Origin of the sequence: Janibacter endophyticus (assembly GCF_016888335.1) — a bacterium.
Lineage (GTDB): Bacteria > Actinomycetota > Actinomycetes > Actinomycetales > Dermatophilaceae > Marihabitans > Marihabitans endophyticum.
Map to the genome: position 1 here is coordinate 1,588,663 of NZ_JAFEJG010000004.1, position 22,000 is coordinate 1,610,662.

The window sequence follows — 22,000 nt, forward strand, 5'->3', positions numbered from 1 at the left end:
GATGACCCCGCTGGAGATCACCGACGAGCAGGCGCGCGCCCGCGTGGCGCAGGCCCGTCGTGTCGTCGTCAAGGTGGGCTCGTCGTCGCTGACCAACGCCGACGGCGGTCATCTCGACGGCGAGCGGGTCACCGCGATCGTCGACGCCATCGCCGGCCGGGTCGCGGAGGGTGTCCAGGTCGTGCTCGTCTCCTCCGGCGCGATCGCGGCGGGGATCGGCCCGCTCGGGCTGGCCCGGCGTCCGCGCGACCTCGCGACCCAGCAGGCGGCCGCGAGCGTGGGGCAGGGCGTGCTGGTCGCCGCCTACGACGCCGCCTTCCGCCGCCACGGGCTGCACGTCGGACAGGTCCTCCTCACCGCCGACGACACCACCCGTCGCGGTCACTACACCAACGCGCGTCGCACGCTCGACCGGCTCCTCACGCTCGGGATCGTCCCGATCATCAACGAGAACGACACGGTCGCGACGAGCGAGATCAAGTTCGGCGACAACGACCGGCTCGCCGCCCTCGTCGCCCACCTCATCGGGGCCGACACCCTGGTGCTCCTCACCGACGTCGACGCGCTCTACACCGACAAGCCGGACCGTCCGGGCGCCCGTCGGATCGCCGTCGTCCGCGGTCGTGACCAGCTCAAGGACATCGACGTCAGCGCCCGTGGCTCCCGTGTCGGGACCGGGGGGATGCAGACCAAGGTCGAGGCGGCCTCGATCGCAAACGCGGCCGGGATCAGCGCCGTCCTCGCCGCGACCCCCGACATCGGCCGCGCGCTCGCCGGCGAGGACGTCGGGACGGTCTTCGTGCCGGCGCGCCGTCGCCGGCCCAACCGGACCTGGTGGCTGCAGCACGCGACGACCTCGCGGGGAGCGCTCGTCGTCGACGCCGGCGCCGTCACCGCGCTGACCGAGCGCGGCAAGTCGCTCCTGCCAGCCGGGATCGTCGAGATCCGGGGCAGCTTCGCCGAGGGTGACGTCGTCGACGTCGTCGGCCCGGACGGCGCTGTCGTCGCCCGCGGGCTCTCCAGCTACTCGTCCACCGACCTGCCGCAGATGCTCGGACGGTCGACGAAGGAGATCGCGGCCGAGCTCGGGGCGCAGTACGAGCGCGAGGCGATCCACCGCGACCATCTCGCGCTGACCTCCCGCTGACCCGTCGGCGGGGCGGTCCGGGCCCGCCCCCACCCCGCTCGCCCACCCCTTCGCACGAGCCAAGGCTCGTACCTCACCTCTTCGCCCAAACGGTGCGCACGAGCCAAGGCTCGTGCGATCAGGAGAGGGTAGGAGCCTTGGCTCGTGCGATCAGGGGAGGGGGAGGGAGGGTCAGCGGACGCGGGTGACCTCGAACTGCATCCGCGGGTGAGCGATCTCCTCCTGGCTCTGGACGAGCTGGAGCTCGCGCCGCCCGGAGTCGAGGGTCCGCTTCACGAGGTCCCAGACGCTGCTCGCCGTGCGGCCGAGGGCGACCTCGGCGTCGCCGCCGGACTGGAGCAGGTGGGTCGTGAAGAGCGCGGCCGTGACGTCACCGGAGCCGTTGCACTTGATCGGCAGGTGCTCGGTGCGCACGATCCACGCGCCGTCGCCATGGACGGCGAGCATCTCGATCGTGTCCTCCGGGCGGTCGGGCTGGAGCACCGACGTGACGAGCACCGTCGACGGGCCCATCGCGCGGGCCGCGTCGACGGAGGCCAGCGTCGACTCCAGGTCGGCGGGCTCGGTGCCGGTGAGGAAGCCCAGCTCGAACTGATTGGGCGTGATGAGGTCGGCCTGCGGCACCACCCGCTCGCGGAGGAGCACGGGGATGTCGGGGTGGACGAAGCAGCCCGACTTCGCGTTGCCCATCACCGGGTCGCACGCGTAGATCGCGGAGGGGTTGGCCGCCTTGACCTGGGCGACGGCGTCGAGGATGACGTCGCCGATCTGCACCCCGCCCTGGTAGCCGGAGAGGACCGCGTCGACCTCCGGGAAGGCGCCACGCTCACCGATGCCGGAGATGACCTCGCGCACGTCCTCCGGCGGGACGAGGGGGCCGCGCCACTCGCCGTAGCCGGTGTGGTTGCTGAAGAGCACGGTGCTCACCGGCCAGACCTCCACCCCGAGCCGCTGCATGGGGAAGACGGACGCGGAGTTCCCGACGTGCCCGTAGGCGACGGAGGACTGGATCGAGAGAATCGTCGTGCTCACCGGAGCATTGTGCCTCTTCTCGGGTCACACTGGAGGCCACGCCCGCCGGATCGCACCCCCGGAGAGTCCCATGAGCGCGATGCCTGTCGTCGTCGTCGTTGTCGTCGGCGTCGTCCTGCTGCTCCTCGTCATCGGCCTCGTCATCGCCGCGGTCGTCCGCAACAAGCAGGCCGACCCCGTCGAGCACCGACCCCTCGACCCCAGCATCATCCAGTGCTTCCCGCCCGGGCACCGCGCGCGAGGGTGAGCCGATCCCGCAGGGTGAGGCCACCCCTTCGGCCCTTCCCGCGGAGCGGGACGACACCGGCCCTGACGGCACGGTCGCCTAGATTTGGCGGCATGACCGCCACGACGACCGGACCGGCGCCCGCCAGCGAGCAGGACGTCGAGCTCGTCCGCGAGCTCGCGACCCGCTCCCGCGCCGCCGCCCGCCAGCTCGCCCTGCTCACCCGCGCCGAGAAGGACGCCGCACTGCTCGCCCTCGCCGACGCGCTCGACACCGCGGTCCCGCGCATCGTCACAGCCAACGCCGAGGACATCGCCCGCGGCCAGGCCGGTGGGATGACAGAGAGCCTCCAGGACCGCCTGCGGCTGGACGACGGACGGGTCCGGGCCATCGCCCAGGCGCTCCGTGACGTCGCCGGGCTGCCCGACCCGGTCGGCGAGGTCGTCCGCGGCTCGACCCTGGCCAACGGCATGCAGATCCGGCAGGTCCGGGTGCCGATGGGCGTCGTCGGGATGATCTACGAGGCCCGCCCCAACGTCACCGTCGACGCCGCCGGCCTTGGCCTGAAGTCCGGCAACGCCGTCATCCTGCGCGGTGGCAGCGCGGCCGCGAGCAGCAACCGGGTCCTCGTCGAGGTGCTCCGCGAGGCGCTCACCGCCGCCGGGCTGCCCGCCGACGCCGTCCAGCTGCTCGAGGGGGGCCACGGCACCGTCACGGCGCTCATGACTGCCCGAGGGCTCGTCGACCTGCTCATCCCGCGTGGGGGAGCGGGTCTGATCGAGTCCGTCGTGCTCGGCTCGACGGTGCCCGTCATCGAGACCGGCATCGGCAACTGCCACGTCTACGTCGACGCGGGCGCGGATCTCGACAAGGCGCTCGCGATCGCGGTCAACTCCAAGACCCACCGGCCGAGCGTGTGCAACGCCGCCGAGTCGCTCCTCGTCCACGAGGCGGTCGCCGCGGACTTCCTCCCGCGGGTCCTGCGGGCGCTCGGTGACGCCGACGTCGTCCTGCACGCCGACGAGGCGGCGGGCCGGGCCGCCCAGGCCGAAGGGGTGGCGAGCACCCCGGTGACGGACGAGGCCTTCGCGACGGAGTTCCACGGGCTGGAGATGAGCGTCGCCGTCGTGCCCGACCTCGACGCGGCGCTCGAGCACGTCCGGCGCTACGGCACCGGCCACACCGAGGCGATCGTCACCGAGGACCGCGCCGCCGCCCGCCGCTGGGTCGCCGAGGTCGACGCGGCCGCGGTGATGGTCAACGCGTCGACCCGGTTCACCGACGGCGGCGAGTTCGGCTTCGGCGCGGAGATCGGCATCTCGACGCAGAAGCTGCACGCCCGCGGCCCGATGGCGCTGCCCGAGCTCACGACGACGAAGTGGGTCGTCGAGGGCGAGGGCCACATCCGCTGACCCGTGCGCCGGCAGGTTGGGCCAACCTGCCGGACAGGGACGAGGGGGTGGGGCATGGCGAAGGGCCCCTCCGGTGATCCGGAGGGGCCCTTGCGCGCGTGGCGGGGACCGTCAGTCGCGTGGCTCCGCGGTGACGAGCGACGGCGCGTGTGCGCCGGACGGCCCGGGCCTCGAGCGGCGAGGGTCCGTCCCTGCGGTCACCCGGCAGCCGAGGCCGCCGTCGCGCTCGCGCGCCGGTGCAGGTCCGTTATCCCCACCACCCGTGCTGCCCGACGCAACCTGGTGGGGGAAGTCGCCGTGGCTGGGTGCAGGTGATGTCTACCCGCTGCGCCCCACCCCGATCAACCGGCTCCCGGGCCTGTGCGCCGAGCGGACCGCGGGCCACAGGTTCTCCACAGGAGCAGCGGCGCAACCTCGTCTCTGTGCACACCTCTGTGCACGGAGCCTGTGCACGACGTGCCGGCGCCCCGTCCGTCCCGGCGGGTGGCCGTCCCGAGGGACCCCGGGCGCGGGTAGCATGGCCCCATGCTGAGCACTGTCGCGTCGTACGCCGCCGAGATCGCACCCCTGGAGCACAACGAGCTGCCCTTCAGCCACTGGGGCTTCGGCGGGATCGCGCTCGCCCTCTTCGCCGCCGGTCTCGGTGCGCTCTGGTCCTTCCGCGGCACCGCCGCCAAGGTCCCCAACGCCCCCAGCGACGAGCACCACACGGACACCGGCGCCCACTGACCGTGCGCCTCGGCGTCATGGGTGGGACCTTCGACCCCATCCACCACGGGCACCTCGTGGCGGCCTCTGAGGTGCAGTCCCTCTTCGACCTCGACGAGGTCGTCTTTGTCCCGACCGGGCAGCCCTGGCAGAAGGCCGACCGTGAGGTCTCGCCGGCCGAGCACCGATACCTCATGACCGTCGTCGCGACGGCGAGCAACCCAGGCTTCACCGTGAGCCGGGTCGACATCGACCGAGACGGCCCCACCTACACGATCGACACGCTGCGCGACCTGCGCGCGGCCCGGCCCGACGACGAGCTCTTCTTCATCACCGGGGCCGACGCCCTGGCGCAGATCCTGTCCTGGAAGGACGCGGACGAGCTCTTCGACCTTGCGCACTTCATCGGCGTGACCCGCCCCGGCTACGAGCTCAGCGAGTCGGGGCTGCCCGAGGACAAGGTCACCCTCCAGGAGGTCCCCGCCATGGCGATCTCCTCGACCGACTGCCGCGACCGCGTCGCCGACGGCGAGCCCGTGTGGTACCTCGTGCCCGACGGCGTCGTGCAGTACATCAACAAGTACGCCCTCTACACCGCAGACGACACGGAGACCACGACCACGTGAGTGCCACCCCCCGAGCCCGTGAGCTCGCCACCATCGCCGGGCGCGCCGCCGCCGACAAGATCGCCGAGTCGGTCGTCGCCCTCGACGTCAGCGGCCAGATGCCGCTGACCGACATCTTCCTCATCGTCTCGGCCGACAACGAGCGCCAGGTCGGCTCCATCGTCGACGCCGTCGAGGAGGCCCTGCGCGAGATCGACGTCAAGCCGTTGCGTCGCGAGGGCGCCCGCGAGGGCCGCTGGGTGCTGCTCGACTTCGGCGACATCGTCGTCCACGTCCAGCACGAGGAGGAGCGGGCCTACTACGAGCTCGAGCGCCTCTGGAAGGACTGCCCGGTCATCGACCTCGGCATCGAGACGAGCTCCGGCGAGGGCACCGCCTCGTGATCGGTGACGCGAGCGCGGCCCGCCGCCTCGTCGTCCTGCGCCACGGCGAGACCGACTCCAACGCCGCCGGGGTCTGGCAGGGCCAGCTCGACCACGAGCTCTCCGCCCGCGGGCACGCCCAGGCCCGAGCGGCTGCCCGCGCGCTCATCCCCCTTCGTCCCGTCCGGGTCGTCTCCTCGGACCTGCGCCGCGCCCAGGTCACCGGCCAGGACGTCGCCGCTGCCTGCGGCGTGCCGATCACGACCGACGCCCGGCTGCGCGAGATCCACGCGGGCGCCTGGCAGGGCATGACCGGCGACCAGGTCCGTGAGCAGTACCCCGAGGACGCCGAGCGGCTCCTCACGGGTGAGGACTTCCGGCGCGGTGGTGACGGCGAGACCGTCGCCGAGGTCGCCGAGCGGGCCCGGGCCCTCGTCGAGGAGGTCCTCGCCGCCATGGAGCCGGGGGAGTGCGTCGTCCTCGCGACCCACGGCGTCACCGGGCGCACCCTGGCCGCCGACCTCGTCGGGCTCGACCAGCAGCAGGCGTGGCTGGCCCTCGGCGGCCTGCGCAACTGCCACTGGGTGCTCCTCGAGGAGGGCCGGAGCGGCTGGCGGATCGTGGAGTGGAACGCCGGCGCCCCCGCCGAGACCATCGAGAGCGACGGCGTCACCGCCTGACCCTCCGAGGCTCGCCGGCTCGCACCTCAGGGAGCAGACTGGCCGATTTGGTGGCGAAGGGGGGTGTCTGGGTAAACTCGCGCAGTCCCCTTCGGGGGACGCTGAGCGTCACGCTCGGGGCTGTAGCGCAGTTGGTAGCGCACCTCCATGGCATGGAGGGGGTCAGGGGTTCGAATCCCCTCAGCTCCACCGCTGTCCTGTATCGGGACATAGGAAACCCTCGAACCTACGGGTTCGGGGGTTTCCTTTGGTTTTGGGGTTGGTAGTCCTTGGTGGGGTTGAGGACGAGTTCGCGGATGAGTTCGCCGGTGTGGGCGTGGATGACGGTGATGTCGCGGTCTTGGATCAGGAGCAGGACGGGTTGGCCGTTGTGGGCTCTTCCGATGCCGATGTGGTGCAGTCGGCCGGCGTGGCGCAGGGTGACGGTGCCTTCGTTGACCTTGTCGGTGCGGATTCGGTTGTGGGTCCGGTCTGTGGGTTCGTCGGGTGGGGTGGCTTTGGGGCGAGCCTGGTAGGCGGCTGCGGGGGTGCGGCGGTTCAGGGATGCGTGGGGTCGGTCGTGGTTGTACTCGTGGCGGAACTGGTCGAGCTGGGCTTGGAGCTGGTCGAGGGTGGCGGGTTGGGCGGGTTGCTTGCGGAGCCATTTCTTGAGGGTCTGCTGGAAGCGTTCGACCTTGCCCTGGGTCTGGGGGTGGTTGCCGCGGCCGTTCTTCTGTTGCACGCCCAGGGCTGCGAGTTCGTGCTCGAAGATGTTGCGTCCGCCGCGGGAGGTCCGGCCGGCGTGACGGACGGTGTAGATCATGGCGTTGTCGGTCAGGTGCTTGCGGGGCAGCCGTGCTCGTCGATGGTGGCGCGGAAGGTGGCCAGGACGGTTGCTGCGGTGACGGGGTGGTGGGCGGTGGTGTGCAGGGCGTACCGGGAGTGGTCGTCGAGCCAGGTGATGACCTCGGCATCGGTGCCGTCGGTAAGGGGGTAGTGGGTGGTGTCGGACTGCCAGCACTGGTTGGGCAGGTCTGCTTCGAAGCGGGTGTATGAGGACTTGGGTCTCTTCTTCGGTTCGGGGCGGATGCGTTCGTGCTGACGCAGGATCCGGTAGATCGTCGCCTGTGAGGGGACGGGCGTGCCGGCTTGCTGCAGGTGCCAGGCGATGGTCGCCGGCCCGTTGTCGTGGCCGCTGCGGGTCAAGCGGTCGCGTTCGGTCAGGACGGCGTCGATGACTTCGGCCGGGTAGGCGCGGGAGTTGCTGCGCGGACGTCGTGAGCGGGGTTCGAACGCGGCTTCGCCCTCCGCACGGTAGCGGGCCATCACCTTGGATACCCACCCTTTGGACACCCCGTATCGCGTAGCAGCCTCGGCCTGAGTCAGGCCCTGGACGGTGACCGCGGTGATGACCAGACGCGCCTTCGACATGCACGCATCCGACCCGGCCGAGGTTTCCTATGTCTCGACACATGGGTTTCCTATGTCATGAGACTCGACACCCTCAGCTCCACCGCACGACAAGGCTCGGACCACCCGGTCCGGGCCTTTTGTCGTGCCGTGGCAGGGTGGGGCGGGTGATCGAGCTGACGGACGGATGGGTGGGAGAGGTCGCCTTCCTCGCCGGGCTGCTCGTCCTCACCGCCCTGACGCTCGGCCTCCAGCGGTGGGCCCGCGTCCGGCTCGGCTGGACCCCCGTCACCGCGATCCTGCGCGCCACCCTCCAGCTCGCCGTCGTCGCCGCGCTCCTCTCGGGGGTGCTCGCGACCGGCTGGACCGTCGCCCTCTTCGTCCTGCTCATGCTGACGACCGCGTCACTGACCTCCGGGGGCCGGATCAGCGAGCTCTACCGCGGACGGCAGGCGGCCGTCGTCGCCGTCGTCGTCGGGGCGCTCGTGACGATCGTCCTCGTCTTCGGCCTGCACCTCATGGACTGGACGGTGCGCTACCTCGTCGCCGTCGCGGGCATCGTCATCGGCAACGCGATGAGCGCGACGACCCTCGCCGGCCGGCAGTTCCGGACCCTCGCGGGCGAGCGCTCCGACGAGATCCAGGGGTGGCTGGCGCTCGGTGCCACGCCCCGTCAGGCGCACGACGACATCGGCCGGCACGCCGTGCACGAGATGCTCATCCCCAACCTCGACCAGACCCGCAGCACCGGGCTCGTCACGCTGCCGGGGGCCTTCGTCGGGGCGATCATGGGCGGGGCCAGCCCGCTCGAGGCCGCGAAGTTCCAGCTCGTCGTCCTCGCCGGCATCGCCCTGACGATGACGATCGCCGGCATCATCGTGAGCCGCTTCGCGAGCGGGTCGCCGACGGTGCCGGGCGCCCGCGCCTGACCCTTCGAGGCTCGTCGCAGAGCTCCTCACACCTCGGGGAGCCGGCAGATAACCTCCGGGGATGGATCGAACGCTCCTCGAGGTCATCGGCTGGGTCGGGTCGGCGATCCTCGTCGTCTCGCTGGTCCAGACCAACCTGCACCGGCTGCGCTGGATCAACCTCGTCGGGTGCCTCGTGCTCGTCGGCTACAACGCCGTCGTCGGGGTCTGGCCCATGGTCGGGCTCAACGTCGTCCTCGCCGCGGTGAACCTCTGGCACCTCGTCCGCGCGGCCCGGGACCGGCACGACGAGCGCGCCTACGAGATCCTCCAGGTGGACGGTGACGACACCTACCTGCGCCACGTGCTGCGCGTCCACGAGGCCGACATCCGCCGCTTCACACCGGGGTTCGTCCACGACCCCTTCGCCGGTGACGACGCCTACCTCGTCCTCACCGGGGACGAGACCGTCGGCGTGACGATCGTGCGGGCCGAGCCCGACGGGGTCGCGCAGGTGCTCCTCGACTACGTGACACCGCGCTACCGCGACCGCAGCCCGGGCGAGTTCGTCTTCGGCCCATCGGGACCGATCAGGAGCAGCGGATACCGTCGGGTGAAGACCCCGCCCGGGATGGTGGGGCCGTACTACGACCGGCTCGGCTTCACCCGCGCCGGGGACCACTTCGAGCTCACCGTCACCTGACGGCGAAGGGAGAACGATGTACCAGCTCATCGACGGACAGGTCCGCACCGGGTCGGCGGGGGAGGAGATCGATCTCCTCGACCCCTCGACGGGTGAGTCCCTCGGCAGCGTCGACCTCGCCTCCACCGGTGACGTCGACGACGCGGTGGCCGCGGCCGGCCGCGCCTTCGAGGAGTGGTCGCGGGTCACCCCGGCCGAGCGCTCTGGCCTGCTCGCGAAGACGGCAGAGATCCTCGAGAGCCGGGCCGAGGAGCTGGCCCAGGCCGAGACCGCCCAGTGCGGCAAGCCGATCCGGCTCTCCCGCGAGTTCGACGTGCCCGGCAGCATCGACAACGTCGCTTTCTTCGCGGGGGCGGCCCGCCACCTCAGCGGGATGGCCAGCGGCGAGTACAGCGCTGACCACACCTCGACGCTGCGCCGCGAGCCCATCGGCGTCGTCGGCTCCATCGCGCCGTGGAACTACCCGCTCCAGATGGCCGCGTGGAAGATCCTCCCGGCCGTCGCCGCCGGCAACACGATCGTCCTCAAGCCGAGCGAGCTCACGCCGACGACCTCGGTCCTCTTCGCCCAGGCCTTCCTCGACGCCGGGGTCCCGGCCGGGGTCGTCAACGTCGTCACCGGCCGGGGCGCCGACGCCGGTGCCCACCTGATGCGCCACGACGACGTCTCGATGGTCTCCTTCACCGGCTCCACCCGGGTCGGCCGCACCGTCCTCGAGGCGGCCGCGACGAACGCGAAGCGCGTCCACCTCGAGCTCGGGGGCAAGGCCCCCTTCGTCGTCTTCGAGGACGCCGACCTCGAGGCCGCTGTCCACGGCGCGGTCGCCGGGTCCCTCATCAACAGCGGCCAGGACTGCACCGCCGCGACCCGTGCCATCGTCCACCGCAACCTGCACGACGCCTTCGTCGAGGGCGTCGCCGAGCTGTTCGAGCAGGTCGTCCTCGGCCCCACCCGGGACGAGGGGAGCGACCTCGGCTCGCTCATCTCCTTCGAGCACCGCGACAAGGTCGCCGGCATGGTCGAGCGGGCTCGGGGCTACGCCACGGTCGTCTGCGGGGGACGGTCGCCGGCCGACGGTGACCTGGCGAAGGGGGCGTACTACCGGCCCACCCTCATCACCGGTGCTGCCCCGGACAGCGAGATCGTCACGGACGAGATCTTCGGCCCCGTGCTCACCGTCGTCCCCTTCGACACCGACGACGAGGCGATCGCCCTGGCCAACGACACCGTCTACGGGCTGGCCGCCTCCGCCTGGACGACCGATGTCTACCGCGCCGGCCGGGCGACCCGCGAGATCCAGGCGGGCTGCGTGTGGGTCAACGACCACATCCCGATCATCAGCGAGATGCCGCACGGCGGGTACAAGCAGTCCGGCTTCGGCAAGGACATGTCGCACTACTCCTTCGAGGAGTACACGCAGGTCAAGCACGTCATGACCGACATCACCGGGACGGCGCGCAAGGAGTGGCACCGCACGATCTTCCGCGGCGCCTGAGGCTACCGGCGGGTAGGGGCCACGTAGGGTGGCCCGATGCCCTCCCTTCGCCGTGCCGCCGCCTGGACCCTCGCCGCGGGCGCCTTCGCCGCCGACTGGGTGGCCGTCGCGACCGACCGGCGAAAGCTCGAGCTCGTCGCCAAGCCCGCCGCGATGCCGACGCTGGCCCTGGCGTGCGTGGAGGCCGGGCTGCCCGAGAAGCGGTGGGGGGCCCCGGTGCTCGTCGGGCAGGCCTTCGGGCTCGGTGGCGACGTGCTCCTGCTCCGCGAGGACCAGCGCTCCTTCCTCGCCGGGCTCTCGTCCTTCCTCGTCGGCCACCTCGCCTACATCGAGGCCTTCCGCCGGATGGGGGTGATGAGCCTCGCGGCCTGGTCGACGGGCAACCCGCTCGTCGGGGCCGGCGCCAGCCTCTTCGTCGTGAGCGACACGGTTATCGCGGTCCACAGCTTCGTCGAGCCGCTCGACGACCCGGGGCTGAAGATCATGGTCCCGTACCTGCTCGGACAGGCCCTCGTCGCCGCTGGAGCGGTGCGCCAGGCGTCATGATGGGTGGATGAAGATCACCCACTCCGTCCGGTACGCCGCATCCGTCGACCAGGTCTGCGAGATGCTCACCGATCCGGACTTCCGTGAACGAGCCACCCTGGCCCAGGGCGCGATCTCGGCGAGCGCCACCGTCGCCGGCGGCCGCGTCACCGTCGACGCCCGGCGTCCCGACGACGAGATCCCCGCATTCGCGCGCAAGCTCATCGGCGACGTCGAGCTGCACATCACCCAGACCGAGGACTGGGCCGACGACGTGTACGAGGCCCTGATGACCATCGCGACGACGGGCCTGCCGGCGAGCATCCGCGGGACCCGCTCGCTGGTCGAGGACGGCGACGGCACGCTCGACGTCTTCGAGGGCGAGGCCACCGCGAAGGTCCCTCTGCTCGGCGGCAGGATCGAGAAGCTCCTCGCCGACAAGCTCGCCCACGGCTGGGACGCCGAGCACCGCGTCGGCGTCGCCTGGCTGCAGGGCGACCGGTAACCCCTTCGCCCGGGCCGACCGGGCCGCGGCGCACCCCCCTCCGGTCGGTATCCTGCGAGCGTCGGCCGGCTGCCACCGCAGCACCGGGCGGACCCCTGCGAGAGACGAAGGACCGATGAGCGAGACCCCGCACCGTTACACCGCCGAACTGGCCGACGAGATCGAGCTCGCCTGGCAGGACCGGTGGGAGGAGCTCGGCGTCTTCCGGGCGCCGAACCCGGCCGGCCCGTGGGCCGAGCCCGACCGGGTCGCCGGCTACGACGACCACCTGCTCGTCCTCGACATGTTCCCCTACCCCTCGGGTGCCGGGCTGCACGTCGGCCACCCGCTCGGGTACATCGCGACCGACGTGTACTCGCGCTTCAACCGGATGCTCGGCAAGAACGTCCTGCACTGCCTCGGCTACGACGCCTTCGGCCTGCCCGCGGAGCAGTTCGCCGTGCAGACCGGCCAGCACCCGCGCGTCACCACCGACCAGAACATGGTGACGATGAAGCGCCAGCTGCGTCGTCTCGGGCTCGGCCACGACGACCGTCGCGCCTTCGCGACGATCGACCCCGACTACTACCGATGGACGCAGTGGATCTTCCTGCAGATCTGGGACGCCTGGTACGACGAGCAGGCCGTGCGCGCGGACGGCGGACTCGGCAGGGCCCGCCCGATCAGCGAGCTCGTCGCGGCCTTCGAGGCCGGCCGCCCGCTGCCGAAGGGGTACGACGGCACCTGGTCGGAGCTCTCGTCCGCGCAGCGCGCCCAGGTGCTCGACGAGCACCGGCTCGCCTACACCTCGCACGCCCCGGTCAACTGGGCGCCCGGCCTGGGCACCGTCCTGGCCAACGAGGAGGTCACCGCCGACGGCCGCTCCGAGCGCGGCAACTTCCCGGTCTTCAAGGCCAACCTGCGGCAGTGGATGATGCGCATCACCGCCTACGCCGACCGTCTCGCCGAGGACCTCGACCGGGTGGACTGGCCGGAGAAGGTCAAGGCCATGCAGCGCAACTGGATCGGTCGCAGCCAGGGCGCATCGGTGACCTTCCCCGTGACGACGGTCGACGGCGAGCAGGCGGGCATCGAGGTCTTCACCACCCGCCCCGACACCCTCTTCGGCGCGACCTTCATGGTGCTCGCCCCCGAGCACCCCCTCGTCGAGCGGCTCGTCCCGCAGGCCTGGCCCGAGGGCACCCGGCCGGTGTGGACCGGCGGTGCGGAGAGCCCTTCGTCGGCCGTCGAGGACTACCGCCGCGCGGCCGCCCGCAAGAGCGACGTCGAGCGCCAGATCGAGGACAAGGTCAAGACCGGCGTCTTCACCGGCTCCTACGCGACCAACCCGGTCAACGGCGAGCAGGTCCCCGTCTTCGTCGCCGACTACGTCCTCATGGGCTACGGCACCGGCGCGATCATGGCCGTGCCCGCGCACGACCAGCGCGACTTCGACTACGCGACCGCCTTCGAGCTGCCGATCGTCCACGTCATCGCGCCGGTGGACGCCGCCACGGACTACTCCGGTGCCTTCACCGGCGAAGGCGTGGCGACCGCCTCGGCCAACGACGAGATGAGCCTCGACGGGCTCGGCGTCGCCGAGGCCAAGGAGCGGATCATCGCCTGGCTCGAGGACAAGGGCTTCGGCCGCGGCACCGTGAGCTACAAGCTGCGCGACTGGCTCTTCTCGCGGCAGCGGTACTGGGGCGAGCCCTTCCCGATCGTCTTCGACGAGGACGGCGTCGCGCACGCCGTGCCCGAGTCGATGCTGCCCGTCGAGCTGCCCGAGGTCGACGACTACTCGCCGAAGACCTTCGACCCGGAGGACTCGACGAAGGAGCCGGAGGCCCCGCTCGGCCGCGCCGAGGACTGGGTCCACGTCGAGCTCGACCTCGGCGACGGCCCGAAGCGGTACCGCCGCGAGACGAACACGATGCCCAACTGGGCCGGCTCGTGCTGGTACTACCTGCGCTACCTCGACCCGGCCAACGACGAGGCGCTCGTCGACCCGGCCAACGAGGCCTACTGGGTCGGGCCGCGGCCGGAGCCGGTGGCGGGCGCGCCGGAGGGCGCGAAGGACCCGGGCGGCGTCGACCTCTACATCGGCGGCGTCGAGCACGCCGTGCTCCACCTGCTCTACGCGCGCTTCTGGCACAAGGTTCTCTTCGACCTCGGGCACGTCACGAGCGAGGAGCCCTTCCGCCGCTACTTCTCCCAGGGCTACATCCAGGCGCACGCCTATCGCGACGACCGCGGCCAGCCGGTGCCGGCGGCCGAGGTCGAGGAGCACGTCACCGAGGGCGGGACGAAGGGGTGGACCTGGCAGGGTCAGGCGGTCACCCAGGAGTACGGCAAGATCGGCAAGTCGCTGAAGAACATGGTCAGCCCGGACGAGATGTACGAGCAGTACGGGGCCGACACCTTCCGCGTCTACGAGATGTCGCTCGGCCCGCTCGAGCAGAGCAAGCCGTGGGAGACCCGGGCCGTCGTCGGTGCGCAGCGCTTCCTCCAGCGGGTGTGGCGCAACGTCGTCGACGAGGAGAGCGGCGAGCTCGTCGTCGTCGACACGCCGATGGACGCCGCGACCGAGCGGGTCCTGCACCAGACGATCGCGGCCGTGCGGTCCGACTACGCGAGCCTGGGCTTCAACACGGCGATCGCCCGGCTCATCGAGCTGAACAACGCGCTCACCAAGCTCGACGAGGTGCCGCGCGAGGCGGCCGAGGCGCTCGTGCTCATGGTGGCCCCGGTCGCACCGCACCTCGCCGAGGAGCTGTGGCGCCGGCTCGGTCACGACGAGTCGCTGACGCACGCCGACTTCCCGGTCGCCGACGAGAGCAAGATGGTCGAGGCGAGCGTCACCTGCGTCATCCAGATCAAGGGCAAGGTGCGCGACCGGGTCGAGGTCCCGGGCGACATCAGCGAGGACGACCTGCGCGAGCTCGCGCTCTCCCGGGAGAAGGTCCAGGCCGCCACCACCGACGGGATCCGCACGGTCATCGTGCGGGCCCCCAAGCTCGTCAACGTCGTCCCGGTCTGACATGGGCATCGTCGTCGTCACCGACTCCACCGCCGGTCTCGGGTCCGGGCGGGAGGGGGTGACGGTGGTGCCGCTGCAGGTCGTCGTCGACGGCCGCTCGCAGACGGACGGCACGGTGAGCGGCGCCGACCTCGCCGCGGCGATGCGCAAGCGCCGACAGGTCTCGACGTCGCGCCCGACGCCGCACCTCTTCCTCTGCGAGTACGAGCGGCTGGCCGAGGAGGGTGCCGAGGGGATCGTCTCGGTGCACCTGTCCTCCGCGCTGTCGGGGACGATCGACGCGGCGCGCAGCGCGGCGGTCGACTCGCCGGTGCCGGTCCGGGTCGTCGACACCGGGCTCATCGCCGCGCCGCTCGGCAACGCGGCGCTCGTGGCGGCACGCTGCGCAGCCGAGGGTGCTGATCTCGACGCGGTGGAGGCCGCCGCGGTCGGGGCGTGCGAGGGCGCGGAGGTGCTGCTCTACGTCGACACCCTCGAGCACCTGCGGCGCGGTGGCCGGATCGGGGGAGCGCGGGCCCTGCTCGGTTCGGCCCTGGCGATCAAGCCGATCCTCGAGCTCCGCGGCGGCGTGGTCGAGCCGCTGGAGCGGGTGCGCACGGCGGGCAAGGCCCTGGCCCGGCTCGAGGTGCTGAGCCTCGAGCGTGCCCAGGCGCTGCGTGACGCCGGCCGCGAGGTGAGCATCTCGGTGCTCCACCTCGACGCGCAGGAGCGCGCCGACGCCCTCGCCGGCCGGCTGGCCGGCCAGCACGGTGAGCCTCCCGAGGTCGTCGAGCTCGGCGCGGTCATCGGTGCCCACGTCGGCCCCGGAACCCTCGCCGTCACCCTCTCCCCGTCCGCCTGAAGATCCGAATTACCCCAGGCTTCTGTCAGGCGCTCGCGAATGTTCGCGGGCGTCTTGTCAGATCCCTGAGCGGATCTGGGCGAAGGGGTTACCGCAGCCGGGCCACGGCCGGCTGACCGTCGTCCTCGACGACGAGGACGAGGCCGTCCCGGTCGGTGCGCCAGACGCGGCTGCCGCGCTGCCGCAGCGCCGTGAGGAGCGACGGGGCGGGATGCCCGTAGTCGTTGTCCTCACCGACGCTGATGATGCTGGCGGGCGCGGCCACGGCATCGAGGAGGCCGTCGTCGAAGTTCGCCGAGCCGTGGTGGGCGACCTTGAGGACGTCGATGCCGTCCGCCCCGGCGGCCATGAGGGGGTCGCGCCTCATCGCGAGGAGCATCGCGTGGCCCGCCTCTCGCTCGATGTCGCCGAGCAGCAGCAGGTCGGTCTCGCCGGAGCGCAGCCTCAGGACGACGGAGCCGTTGTTGGGGATGGACCCCTCTGCGATCCGGCGAGCCGGCCACCAGACGCGTCCGTGGAGCGGCCCGAAGGAGAGTGTGTCGCCGGCGACGACCTCGGTGACCGGGATGCGATGACGAGCGGCGATCTCCCGGACCCGGCGGCCGGCATCCTCGGGATCGACGACGGCGGAGAGGACCAGAGCACCTGCCGGGCGCCCGTCGAGGGCCCCGGCGAGCCCGTCGACGTGGTCTGCGTGCAGGTGCGTCAGGACCACGGCGTCGAGCCGGTCGACCCGCAGCCGGCGCAGGCACCGGTCGACCGAGGCCGGGTCGGGTCCGGCGTCGACAAGGACGGCGCTCCGTGCCCCGGTCGCGAGCACGATGGCGTCGCCCTGCCCGACGTCGCAGGCCGCCATGACCCAGCGCTCCGGGACCCCGCGCAGGGTGGTGGCCGGGACGGCCGTGCTGGCGACGAGGACGATCACGGCAGCGGCGACGAGCGGTGTCGCCCGCGCCCGGTGGCCGATCCACGGCCAGGCGAGGACGAGCAGCAGGCTGAGGGCCGCGAGGAGGAGCGCGCCGGGCTTCCCGTCCGGCCAGTCGACGGTGCCACCCGGGACGTCGGCGCAGACCCGTGCCACCCGTGCGATCCCGAGAGCAGGGATCCCTGCCAACCAGGCCAGCCAGGAGGCGAGGGTGGGGCTGAGCACGGCCAGCAGCGCGGTGATGACGCCGGCGACCGTGGTCGGTGCCACGAGCGGGGCGGCGGCGAGGTTGGCAGCGACGCTGATCGTGCTCACCGACCCCTGGAGGAGGACGATCACCGGGGCGCAGACGAGCTGGGCGGCGACAGGGATGGCCAGGGCCGGACCGATGACGTGCAGCCGTGGCGGCAGGTGGGCGTTGATCGCGGCCGACCACGGCCGCACGAAGAGCAGGAGCCCGAGCGTGGCGAGGGTCGAGAGCGCGAAGCCGTAGCTCCGCGCGAGCCACGGGTCGATGAGCAGCAGGGCGACGATCGCTGCGGCCAGTGCCGGGGCGCCCGCGCCTCGACGCGAGGCGCTCATGCCGAGCAGCCCGACGACCCCCATCGTCGCCGCCCGGATGACGCTCGGCTCGGGGCGGGCGAGCATGACGAACCAGGCGAGGACGAGCATCGCCAGCCACGGTCGTGCGCGACGGGGGACGCCGGTGACCATGGCGAGGCCCAGCGCGGCGGCCAGGACGATGGCGACGTTGCTGCCGCTCACCGCGGACAGGTGCGACATCCCGGTGACGAGCATGTCGTCGGTGAGGTCCTGCGGAGTCTGGCTCGTGTCCCCGATGACGAGAGCCGGGACGAGCCCGCGGGCGTCGGCGGGCAGCCCCGCCGTGGCCTCCCGCAGCCGGGAGCGCATGCCATCTGTGGCCGCGAGCACGGCCGGCCGCGACGAGATCTCGGGTGGCCCACGCGGCCGCAGCTGCGCGACCACGGCGTCGCCCGGCCGAGCAGGTCTCAGAGATCCCGCGAGCTGGATCTCGTCGCGCCAGGCGAGCGAGCGCCACGACATGTCCTGCGTGCGGACGAGCACGGGCGCGGCCGTGCGTCGTGTCTGGCCCCGGGCGGTGACCTCGGTCAGCCGCAGCCTGAGGATCACCGTGCCCTCGTCCCGCCCGGGAGCCCGTCGCACGACCGGCTCGGTGAGCACTCTCGCCGTCGCGCTCACCGCGGCCTGGCGCTGCGCCAGGTCGTCGATCCCGCCGGCCCGGCTCCGGATGTCCTGAGCAGCGGCGGCGCTCAGGCAGGCGGCCGACGTGAGGCAGCTCAGGGCGAGGAGCCCGGTGACGGAGCGGTGACCCCTGGCCAGCAGCCAGGTGCCGGCGAGCAGGGCTGTGCCCATGCCCACGAGACGAGCACCCGGAGGCGCACCGAGACCCCACACGGTGGCTGCCCACGCGACGAGCGCGGGCACGAGGAGGCGCAGGTCGACCCGGCCCTCCGCCGGCTCCGGAGTGCTCACACGCTGACCTTCGGGCTGATCTGTGCGAAGAGCTTCTCTCCGATCCCCGAGACCTCGTGGAGCTCCTCGACCGTCGTGAAGCCGCCGTTCGTCGTGCGCCACTCGATGATCCGCCCGGCGAGGACAGGACCGACCCCGGGGAGGGACTCCAGGGTGGTCTGGTCGGCGGTGTTGAGCGAGACCGTGCCGTCCGTGCTCGCGCCGGCCGCTGCTCCGCTGGGTGCCGCTGGGGCACCGCCGCCCGGCACCGCGGCGACCCGCTCACCCTCCGCCGGCACGACGATCTGCTCACCGTCGACGACGACCCGGGCGAGGTTGACCTGCGCGACGTCGGCCGACGGCTCGACCCCTCCCGCTTTCGCCACGGCATCCGCGACCCGAGAGCCGGCCCTGACCCGCACGACGCCGGGGGAGCGTACCCGCCCGACGACATGGACGTAGACCTCCCCGGCCGGGCCGCTCGAGGTCGGACCGGGCGCGGCCGCGGCACCGGACCCGGAGAAGCCAGACCGGTCGCCTCCGGTGGTCACGCCGGGGGACCCCGCCACGGGCACCGGCTCGGCAGCCCGCTCCGCGAGCAGCGAGCGCCCCACGAGCACCGCCACCGCCACGAGCAGCACGAGTCCGGCGCCGATCGCGGCGCGACGACTCACCTGCCAACGCGATGCGGTGACGACCTGCGGCGGGGTGATGAGCGCGGGCACCCTGTCGGGCCCGGACACCTCAGCCGGGGGAGCCCCCTCTGGTCCCGAGGCGCCCGCGCGCTCGAGGATCGCCCTCAGTCGCTCGCTCGGCTCGGGGTTGGCTCGCATGCCGGTGACGTTATGGACCGGGCCGCAGGCCCGTCAGCGGTCACCTCAGACCTGTGGACGACCCGACCGGTGCCACGACGCCTGTGGGCGGCTCACCCCTTCGCCGCGGCCACCAGTGCGTCGATCGTCGCCTGCACCGCCGGCACCCGCTGGAGGTCGGCGGTCGTCACGACGTGGATGTTGCGTCGGGTCGGTGGGTTGAGCGGCCGGACGATGACGTCCTCGTTGGCCGTCGCCTGCCGGATGATCCCGGGGATGAGGGCGACGCCGAGCCCGGCCGCCACGAAGCCCTGCACCGCGACGTAGTCCTCGGTCTCGTACGCCACCCGGGGCGCGAAGCCCGCGTCGTGCGCGATCTGCAGCAGGTGACCGCGGCAGCGCGGGCACCCCGCGATCCACTCCTCGTCGGAGAGGTCGGAGAGGTCGACCCGGTCCGCGTCGGCGAGACGGTGACCCTTCGGCAGGGCGATCCCGACCTCCTCCTCGAGGAGGGGGTGCACGACGAACCCTTCGAGGTCCTCGCCCCGGCCGAGGTCCGCGCCGTCGTAGCTGAAGGCCACCGCGAGGTCGCACTCCCCGTGACGCAACGCCGCGAGAGACTCCGGCGGCTCGGCCTCGGTGAAGGTCACCTTGACGTCGGGGTGCGCCCGGCGCACGGCGGCCAGCGCCTGCGGCACGAGCGAGACCGAGCTGCTCGGGAAGGCCATGAGTCGGACCCGGCCCGCGCGCAGCCCGGCGATCGCGGCGACCTCCTCCTCGGCGGCGTCGAGGGCCGCGAGGACGGGTCCGGCGTGACGGGCGAGCACCTCGCCGGCCTCGGTGAGCCGCACGGAGCGGCCGACCTTCTCGACGAGGACGGTGCCGGTGCGCTGCTCGAGCCGGCGGACCATCTGGGAGACGGCAGGCTGGGAGTACCCGAGTGCGAGCGCCGCGGCGGTGAAGCTGCCCTCGTCGGCGATCGCACGCATCACCCGCAGGCCTGCCGCATCGATCATGGGGGTCACGATAGCTGCGGGCGGCCTCCGGCCGGACCTGTCGTGCGGCGCGCCGCGTCCCGGGCGGACGAAGGGGTGACCCCGACGTTGTCGTCGGGGTCACCCCTTCGCCGGGCCCGGTCGGCCAGGTCCCCTGAGGCAGGACCCGGCGGTCAGGAGCCCTGCTGGTGCTCCTGCACGGTGTCCTTGGACTCCTGGGCGCTGTCCTTGACCTGCTGGGCCTGACCTTCGCCCTCGGATCGGACGGTGCCCACAGCCTCCTGGGCGGTCTCCTTGATGGTCGCCACGGCCTGCTGGGCCGGCTCCTGGAGGTGCTCGGCGGCGTCCTGGGCGACCGTCTTGGCCTCGTCGACGAGCGGTTGGGCCTTGTCCGCGTTGTCCATGGCCGTGCGGGCGAGCGCCTGCTCCCGCTGCGAGGCGGGAAGCAGCGAGCCGACGAGCCAGCCGACGCCGAGGGCGATGAGCCCCGCGGCGAGCGGGTTGCCCTGGGCCTTGCGGACGGCGGTGTGCTGGATGTCCTGCGCCCGGTCGCCCAGGTCGGAGGCGGCGGCCCCTACCCGGTCACCGACACCCGGCGAGCTGTCGTACGGGTCGTCCGAGCCCATGACCTTCTCCCGGATGCTGTCCTTGAGGTTGGCGGCGGCACCGCCGACCTTCTGCGCCTGGCGGCGGGCGACGTTGCCCGGCTGGACCGCCTCGCCGAGGGCGTTGACGTCCCGGCTGAGGTTGCCCCGCGTCCGCTCGATCTCCCGGCGGATCTCCTCGGGGCTGTCCCCGGGGGTGATCCGGTCCTGACCGGCGTAGGGGTCGGTCCCGGTCGTCGCGGCGATGTCTTCTCCGTAGGTGCTCATGTCCTGTCCTCATTTCCCTTGATCGCGTCCGGGACCGCCTTGACGGTCTCGGTGGTCCGCGGGATCCCGCGGACCTTCTTCAGCTGGCTGCGTCCGACGATCGCCAGGACGGCAGCCGTGATGCCCCACAGCACGGCCACCACGAGGGAGGCCCAGAGGAGGCTGTCGAAGATCTCGGCGAGCACGAACATCACGAAGAGCGTGATGAAGATGAGGAAGACGTGGGCCGCGACGCCCGCCGCTCCCAGCATCCCCGCGCCCTTGCCCGCCTGGGTCGCCGACTCCTTCGCCTCGGCCTTGGCCAGGGCGAGCTCCTGCCGCATGAGGGAGGACATGTCGGCGGCGATGTCTGAGACGAGCGCCCCGATGGAGCCCACCTCGCCCTTGTCGTAGGTGTCGTGCGCGCCGTGGAGCGGCTCCGCCGGCGGCGTGTTGTCGTGCGGCTCCGCCGGCGGGACGCTCCCTCCGTGGGTGGGGTGGCTCATGAGGAGACCTCACCCCCGGTCGTCGGGTGGGACGGAGGCGTCCCGGGTCCGCCGGGAGGGGGGACGGCCCCGGGGGTGCCGGTCGTTGGGACCGTGCCCGGGGTGCCGTGTGGGTGGGTGGCAGGCGGAGGCGCGACCGCTGCCGTGGCAGGCATGGTCCCGGCACCGGGGAGCGCCCCGGTCCCGGCGGCCGGTGCCAGCGGCTGACCGGCGGCGTCGGTGCCCACGGCGCGACCGTGCGGGACCTGCCCCTGGGGGGACGCCTGGGCGGACTCGTCCTGCTTCTCGGCGACGACGCCGCGGGTGAGGCGACCGGCGACGAGACCGAGGACCGCGGCACCGGCGAGGAAGGCTCCGGGACGGTGACGGGCGTACCGCTTGACCTCGTCGAGGACGTCGCCGGGCTCCCGGTTCTCGAGCCAGTCGGCGATCTCTCGGGTCCGTCCGGAGAGCTGCTGGGCCAGATCGCCGCCGATGCCGGAGTCGGAGTGCTGAGCCATTCCGTCGAGGTCCTCGGCCAGTGTGCGCAGACCGCCCGAGGCCCGCTTCTGCTGGTCCGAGCTCTGGCTGGTGATCTCCGACCTCAGCTGGCGGTAGAGCTCCTTGATCTGCTGCTGGGTCTCGCCCGCGACGTGCTGCGCCTCGTTCTTGGCGGTCTCGGCGACCTGGCGGGTCCCCTCCTTCGCGTCCTGGGCGACGGAGGCGGCCTCCTCCTTGGCGACGTCCGTGGTCGCCGCCTCCTGCGTCCCGGGCGTCGTCGCCGGGCTGGTCTGGTCGTACGGTCCTGCAGACATGGGCAGTCCCCTTTGCTGTGTTGTCTCGACAAGTCGGGCCGACGG

21 protein-coding genes, 1 tRNA gene and 1 pseudogene are annotated in these 22,000 nt (G+C 72.4%); 15 read left to right on the forward strand and 8 right to left on the reverse strand.

What is annotated here, in order from left to right:
- Window position 1 precedes the first annotated feature (1 nt).
- The gene (gene proB, locus JNO54_RS07690) at window positions 2-1,147 is read left to right on the forward strand and encodes a glutamate 5-kinase (RefSeq protein WP_204143371.1); all 1,146 of its coding nucleotides are present in this window, start codon (window positions 2-4) and stop codon (window positions 1,145-1,147) included.
- A gap of 171 nt (window positions 1,148-1,318) precedes the next feature.
- Here proB and pdxY read toward each other — a convergent pair whose 3' ends face one another.
- A complete protein-coding gene (gene pdxY / locus JNO54_RS07695; RefSeq protein WP_204143372.1) occupies window positions 1,319-2,179 on the reverse strand; it encodes a pyridoxal kinase PdxY in 861 nt (286 codons plus the stop codon).
- A 70-nt stretch (window positions 2,180-2,249) separates the two neighbouring features.
- Between pdxY and JNO54_RS07700 the strand changes: the two genes are divergently transcribed.
- The 7 genes from JNO54_RS07700 to JNO54_RS07730 all read left to right on the forward strand — a co-directional run bounded on the left by JNO54_RS07700 (window position 2,250) and on the right by JNO54_RS07730 (window position 6,382).
- Complete coding sequence (locus JNO54_RS07700) at window positions 2,250-2,426, forward strand: hypothetical protein (RefSeq protein WP_204143373.1); 177 nt, start codon at window positions 2,250-2,252, stop codon at window positions 2,424-2,426.
- A gap of 92 nt (window positions 2,427-2,518) precedes the next feature.
- Entirely contained in the window at window positions 2,519-3,817 is a 1,299-nt protein-coding gene (locus JNO54_RS07705; protein WP_204143374.1) for a glutamate-5-semialdehyde dehydrogenase, read from the forward strand.
- A gap of 525 nt (window positions 3,818-4,342) precedes the next feature.
- Window positions 4,343-4,546 carry a hypothetical protein gene (locus JNO54_RS07710; RefSeq protein ID WP_204143375.1) on the forward strand — a complete coding sequence of 68 codons (204 nt, stop codon included), beginning with the start codon at window positions 4,343-4,345 and terminating at the stop codon, window positions 4,544-4,546.
- A 2-nt stretch (window positions 4,547-4,548) separates the two neighbouring features.
- Window positions 4,549-5,151 carry a nicotinate-nucleotide adenylyltransferase gene (gene nadD, locus JNO54_RS07715; RefSeq protein ID WP_307818111.1) on the forward strand — a complete coding sequence of 201 codons (603 nt, stop codon included), beginning with the start codon at window positions 4,549-4,551 and terminating at the stop codon, window positions 5,149-5,151.
- On the forward strand, window positions 5,148-5,534 hold the full coding sequence (gene rsfS / locus JNO54_RS07720) for a ribosome silencing factor (RefSeq protein WP_204143377.1): 387 nt from the start codon (window positions 5,148-5,150) through the stop codon (window positions 5,532-5,534). The genes nadD and rsfS overlap by 4 nt, the downstream gene beginning before the upstream one ends.
- Window positions 5,531-6,193, forward strand: coding sequence for a histidine phosphatase family protein (locus JNO54_RS07725; RefSeq protein ID WP_204143378.1), 663 nt, complete (start codon window positions 5,531-5,533; stop codon window positions 6,191-6,193). Before rsfS ends, JNO54_RS07725 begins: the two co-directional genes overlap by 4 nt.
- Before the next feature lie 116 nt (window positions 6,194-6,309).
- Window positions 6,310-6,382, forward strand: a tRNA-Ala gene (locus tag JNO54_RS07730).
- Window positions 6,383-6,419: 37 nt separating this feature from the next.
- Here the strand turns inward: JNO54_RS07730 and JNO54_RS15120 are convergent.
- Window positions 6,420-7,603, reverse strand: a pseudogene (locus JNO54_RS15120) (IS481 family transposase).
- 146 nt (window positions 7,604-7,749) lie between these two features.
- On the opposite strand from JNO54_RS15120, the gene JNO54_RS07740 reads away from it, so the two are divergent.
- From JNO54_RS07740 to JNO54_RS07770, 7 genes are all read left to right on the forward strand, one after another.
- A complete protein-coding gene (locus JNO54_RS07740) occupies window positions 7,750-8,511 on the forward strand; it encodes an ABC transporter permease (protein ID WP_204143379.1) in 762 nt (253 codons plus the stop codon).
- A 61-nt stretch (window positions 8,512-8,572) separates the two neighbouring features.
- Complete coding sequence (locus JNO54_RS07745) at window positions 8,573-9,193, forward strand: YgjV family protein (RefSeq protein WP_204143380.1); 621 nt, start codon at window positions 8,573-8,575, stop codon at window positions 9,191-9,193.
- 16 nt (window positions 9,194-9,209) lie between these two features.
- Complete coding sequence (locus JNO54_RS07750; RefSeq protein ID WP_204143381.1) at window positions 9,210-10,688, forward strand: gamma-aminobutyraldehyde dehydrogenase; 1,479 nt, start codon at window positions 9,210-9,212, stop codon at window positions 10,686-10,688.
- A gap of 36 nt (window positions 10,689-10,724) precedes the next feature.
- Complete coding sequence (locus JNO54_RS07755; RefSeq protein WP_204143382.1) at window positions 10,725-11,234, forward strand: lysoplasmalogenase; 510 nt, start codon at window positions 10,725-10,727, stop codon at window positions 11,232-11,234.
- A 7-nt stretch (window positions 11,235-11,241) separates the two neighbouring features.
- Window positions 11,242-11,718 (forward strand): DUF2505 domain-containing protein, encoded by a 477-nt coding sequence (locus JNO54_RS07760; protein ID WP_204143383.1) that lies wholly within the window; start codon window positions 11,242-11,244, stop codon window positions 11,716-11,718.
- 115 nt (window positions 11,719-11,833) lie between these two features.
- Window positions 11,834-14,737 carry a leucine--tRNA ligase gene (gene leuS, locus JNO54_RS07765; protein WP_204143384.1) on the forward strand — a complete coding sequence of 968 codons (2,904 nt, stop codon included), beginning with the start codon at window positions 11,834-11,836 and terminating at the stop codon, window positions 14,735-14,737.
- Window position 14,738: 1 nt separating this feature from the next.
- Window positions 14,739-15,578, forward strand: a complete 840-nt coding sequence (locus tag JNO54_RS07770; RefSeq protein ID WP_204143385.1) for a DegV family protein — start codon at window positions 14,739-14,741, stop codon at window positions 15,576-15,578.
- An 88-nt stretch (window positions 15,579-15,666) separates the two neighbouring features.
- Here the strand turns inward: JNO54_RS07770 and JNO54_RS07775 are convergent, their stop codons facing one another.
- The 6 genes from JNO54_RS07775 to JNO54_RS07800 form a co-directional block, all read right to left on the reverse strand.
- Window positions 15,667-18,018, reverse strand: a complete 2,352-nt coding sequence (locus JNO54_RS07775) for a ComEC/Rec2 family competence protein (protein ID WP_307818114.1) — start codon at window positions 18,016-18,018, stop codon at window positions 15,667-15,669.
- On the reverse strand, window positions 18,015-18,830 hold the full coding sequence (locus JNO54_RS07780) for a helix-hairpin-helix domain-containing protein (RefSeq protein ID WP_204143386.1): 816 nt from the start codon (window positions 18,828-18,830) through the stop codon (window positions 18,015-18,017). Before JNO54_RS07780 ends, JNO54_RS07775 begins: the two co-directional genes overlap by 4 nt.
- Before the next feature lie 92 nt (window positions 18,831-18,922).
- Entirely contained in the window at window positions 18,923-19,825 is a 903-nt protein-coding gene (locus JNO54_RS07785; RefSeq protein WP_204143387.1) for a LysR family transcriptional regulator, read from the reverse strand.
- Between the two features lie 152 nt (window positions 19,826-19,977).
- Window positions 19,978-20,676 carry a DUF3618 domain-containing protein gene (locus JNO54_RS07790; protein WP_204143388.1) on the reverse strand — a complete coding sequence of 233 codons (699 nt, stop codon included), beginning with the start codon at window positions 20,674-20,676 and terminating at the stop codon, window positions 19,978-19,980.
- On the reverse strand, window positions 20,673-21,161 hold the full coding sequence (locus JNO54_RS07795; RefSeq protein WP_204143389.1) for a phage holin family protein: 489 nt from the start codon (window positions 21,159-21,161) through the stop codon (window positions 20,673-20,675). The genes JNO54_RS07790 and JNO54_RS07795 overlap by 4 nt, the downstream gene beginning before the upstream one ends.
- Window positions 21,158-21,955 carry a hypothetical protein gene (locus tag JNO54_RS07800; protein ID WP_204143390.1) on the reverse strand — a complete coding sequence of 266 codons (798 nt, stop codon included), beginning with the start codon at window positions 21,953-21,955 and terminating at the stop codon, window positions 21,158-21,160. Before JNO54_RS07800 ends, JNO54_RS07795 begins: the two co-directional genes overlap by 4 nt.
- Between the last annotated feature and the right edge of the window lie 45 nt (window positions 21,956-22,000).

Excerpts from the sequence above, each read along its gene's own strand:
- proB (WP_204143371.1), top strand. The coding sequence starts at position 2 with ATGACCCCGCTGGAGATCACCGACGAGCAGGCGCGCGCCCGCGTGGCG.
- JNO54_RS07770 (WP_204143385.1), top strand. The coding sequence starts at position 14,739 with ATGGGCATCGTCGTCGTCACCGACTCCACCGCCGGTCTCGGGTCCGGG.
- JNO54_RS07795 (WP_204143389.1), bottom strand. The coding sequence starts at position 21,161 with ATGAGCCACCCCACCCACGGAGGGAGCGTCCCGCCGGCGGAGCCGCAC.
- JNO54_RS07790 (WP_204143388.1), bottom strand. The coding sequence starts at position 20,676 with ATGAGCACCTACGGAGAAGACATCGCCGCGACGACCGGGACCGACCCC.
- JNO54_RS07780 (WP_204143386.1), bottom strand. The coding sequence starts at position 18,830 with ATGCGAGCCAACCCCGAGCCGAGCGAGCGACTGAGGGCGATCCTCGAG.
- leuS (WP_204143384.1), top strand. The coding sequence starts at position 11,834 with ATGAGCGAGACCCCGCACCGTTACACCGCCGAACTGGCCGACGAGATC.
- JNO54_RS07760 (WP_204143383.1), top strand. The coding sequence starts at position 11,242 with ATGAAGATCACCCACTCCGTCCGGTACGCCGCATCCGTCGACCAGGTC.
- JNO54_RS07755 (WP_204143382.1), top strand. The coding sequence starts at position 10,725 with ATGCCCTCCCTTCGCCGTGCCGCCGCCTGGACCCTCGCCGCGGGCGCC.
- JNO54_RS07745 (WP_204143380.1), top strand. The coding sequence starts at position 8,573 with ATGGATCGAACGCTCCTCGAGGTCATCGGCTGGGTCGGGTCGGCGATC.
- JNO54_RS07705 (WP_204143374.1), top strand. The coding sequence starts at position 2,519 with ATGACCGCCACGACGACCGGACCGGCGCCCGCCAGCGAGCAGGACGTC.
- JNO54_RS07785 (WP_204143387.1), bottom strand. The coding sequence starts at position 19,825 with ATGATCGATGCGGCAGGCCTGCGGGTGATGCGTGCGATCGCCGACGAG.
- JNO54_RS07800 (WP_204143390.1), bottom strand. The coding sequence starts at position 21,955 with ATGTCTGCAGGACCGTACGACCAGACCAGCCCGGCGACGACGCCCGGG.
- JNO54_RS07700 (WP_204143373.1), top strand. The coding sequence starts at position 2,250 with ATGAGCGCGATGCCTGTCGTCGTCGTCGTTGTCGTCGGCGTCGTCCTG.
- JNO54_RS07710 (WP_204143375.1), top strand. The coding sequence starts at position 4,343 with ATGCTGAGCACTGTCGCGTCGTACGCCGCCGAGATCGCACCCCTGGAG.
- JNO54_RS07750 (WP_204143381.1), top strand. The coding sequence starts at position 9,210 with ATGTACCAGCTCATCGACGGACAGGTCCGCACCGGGTCGGCGGGGGAG.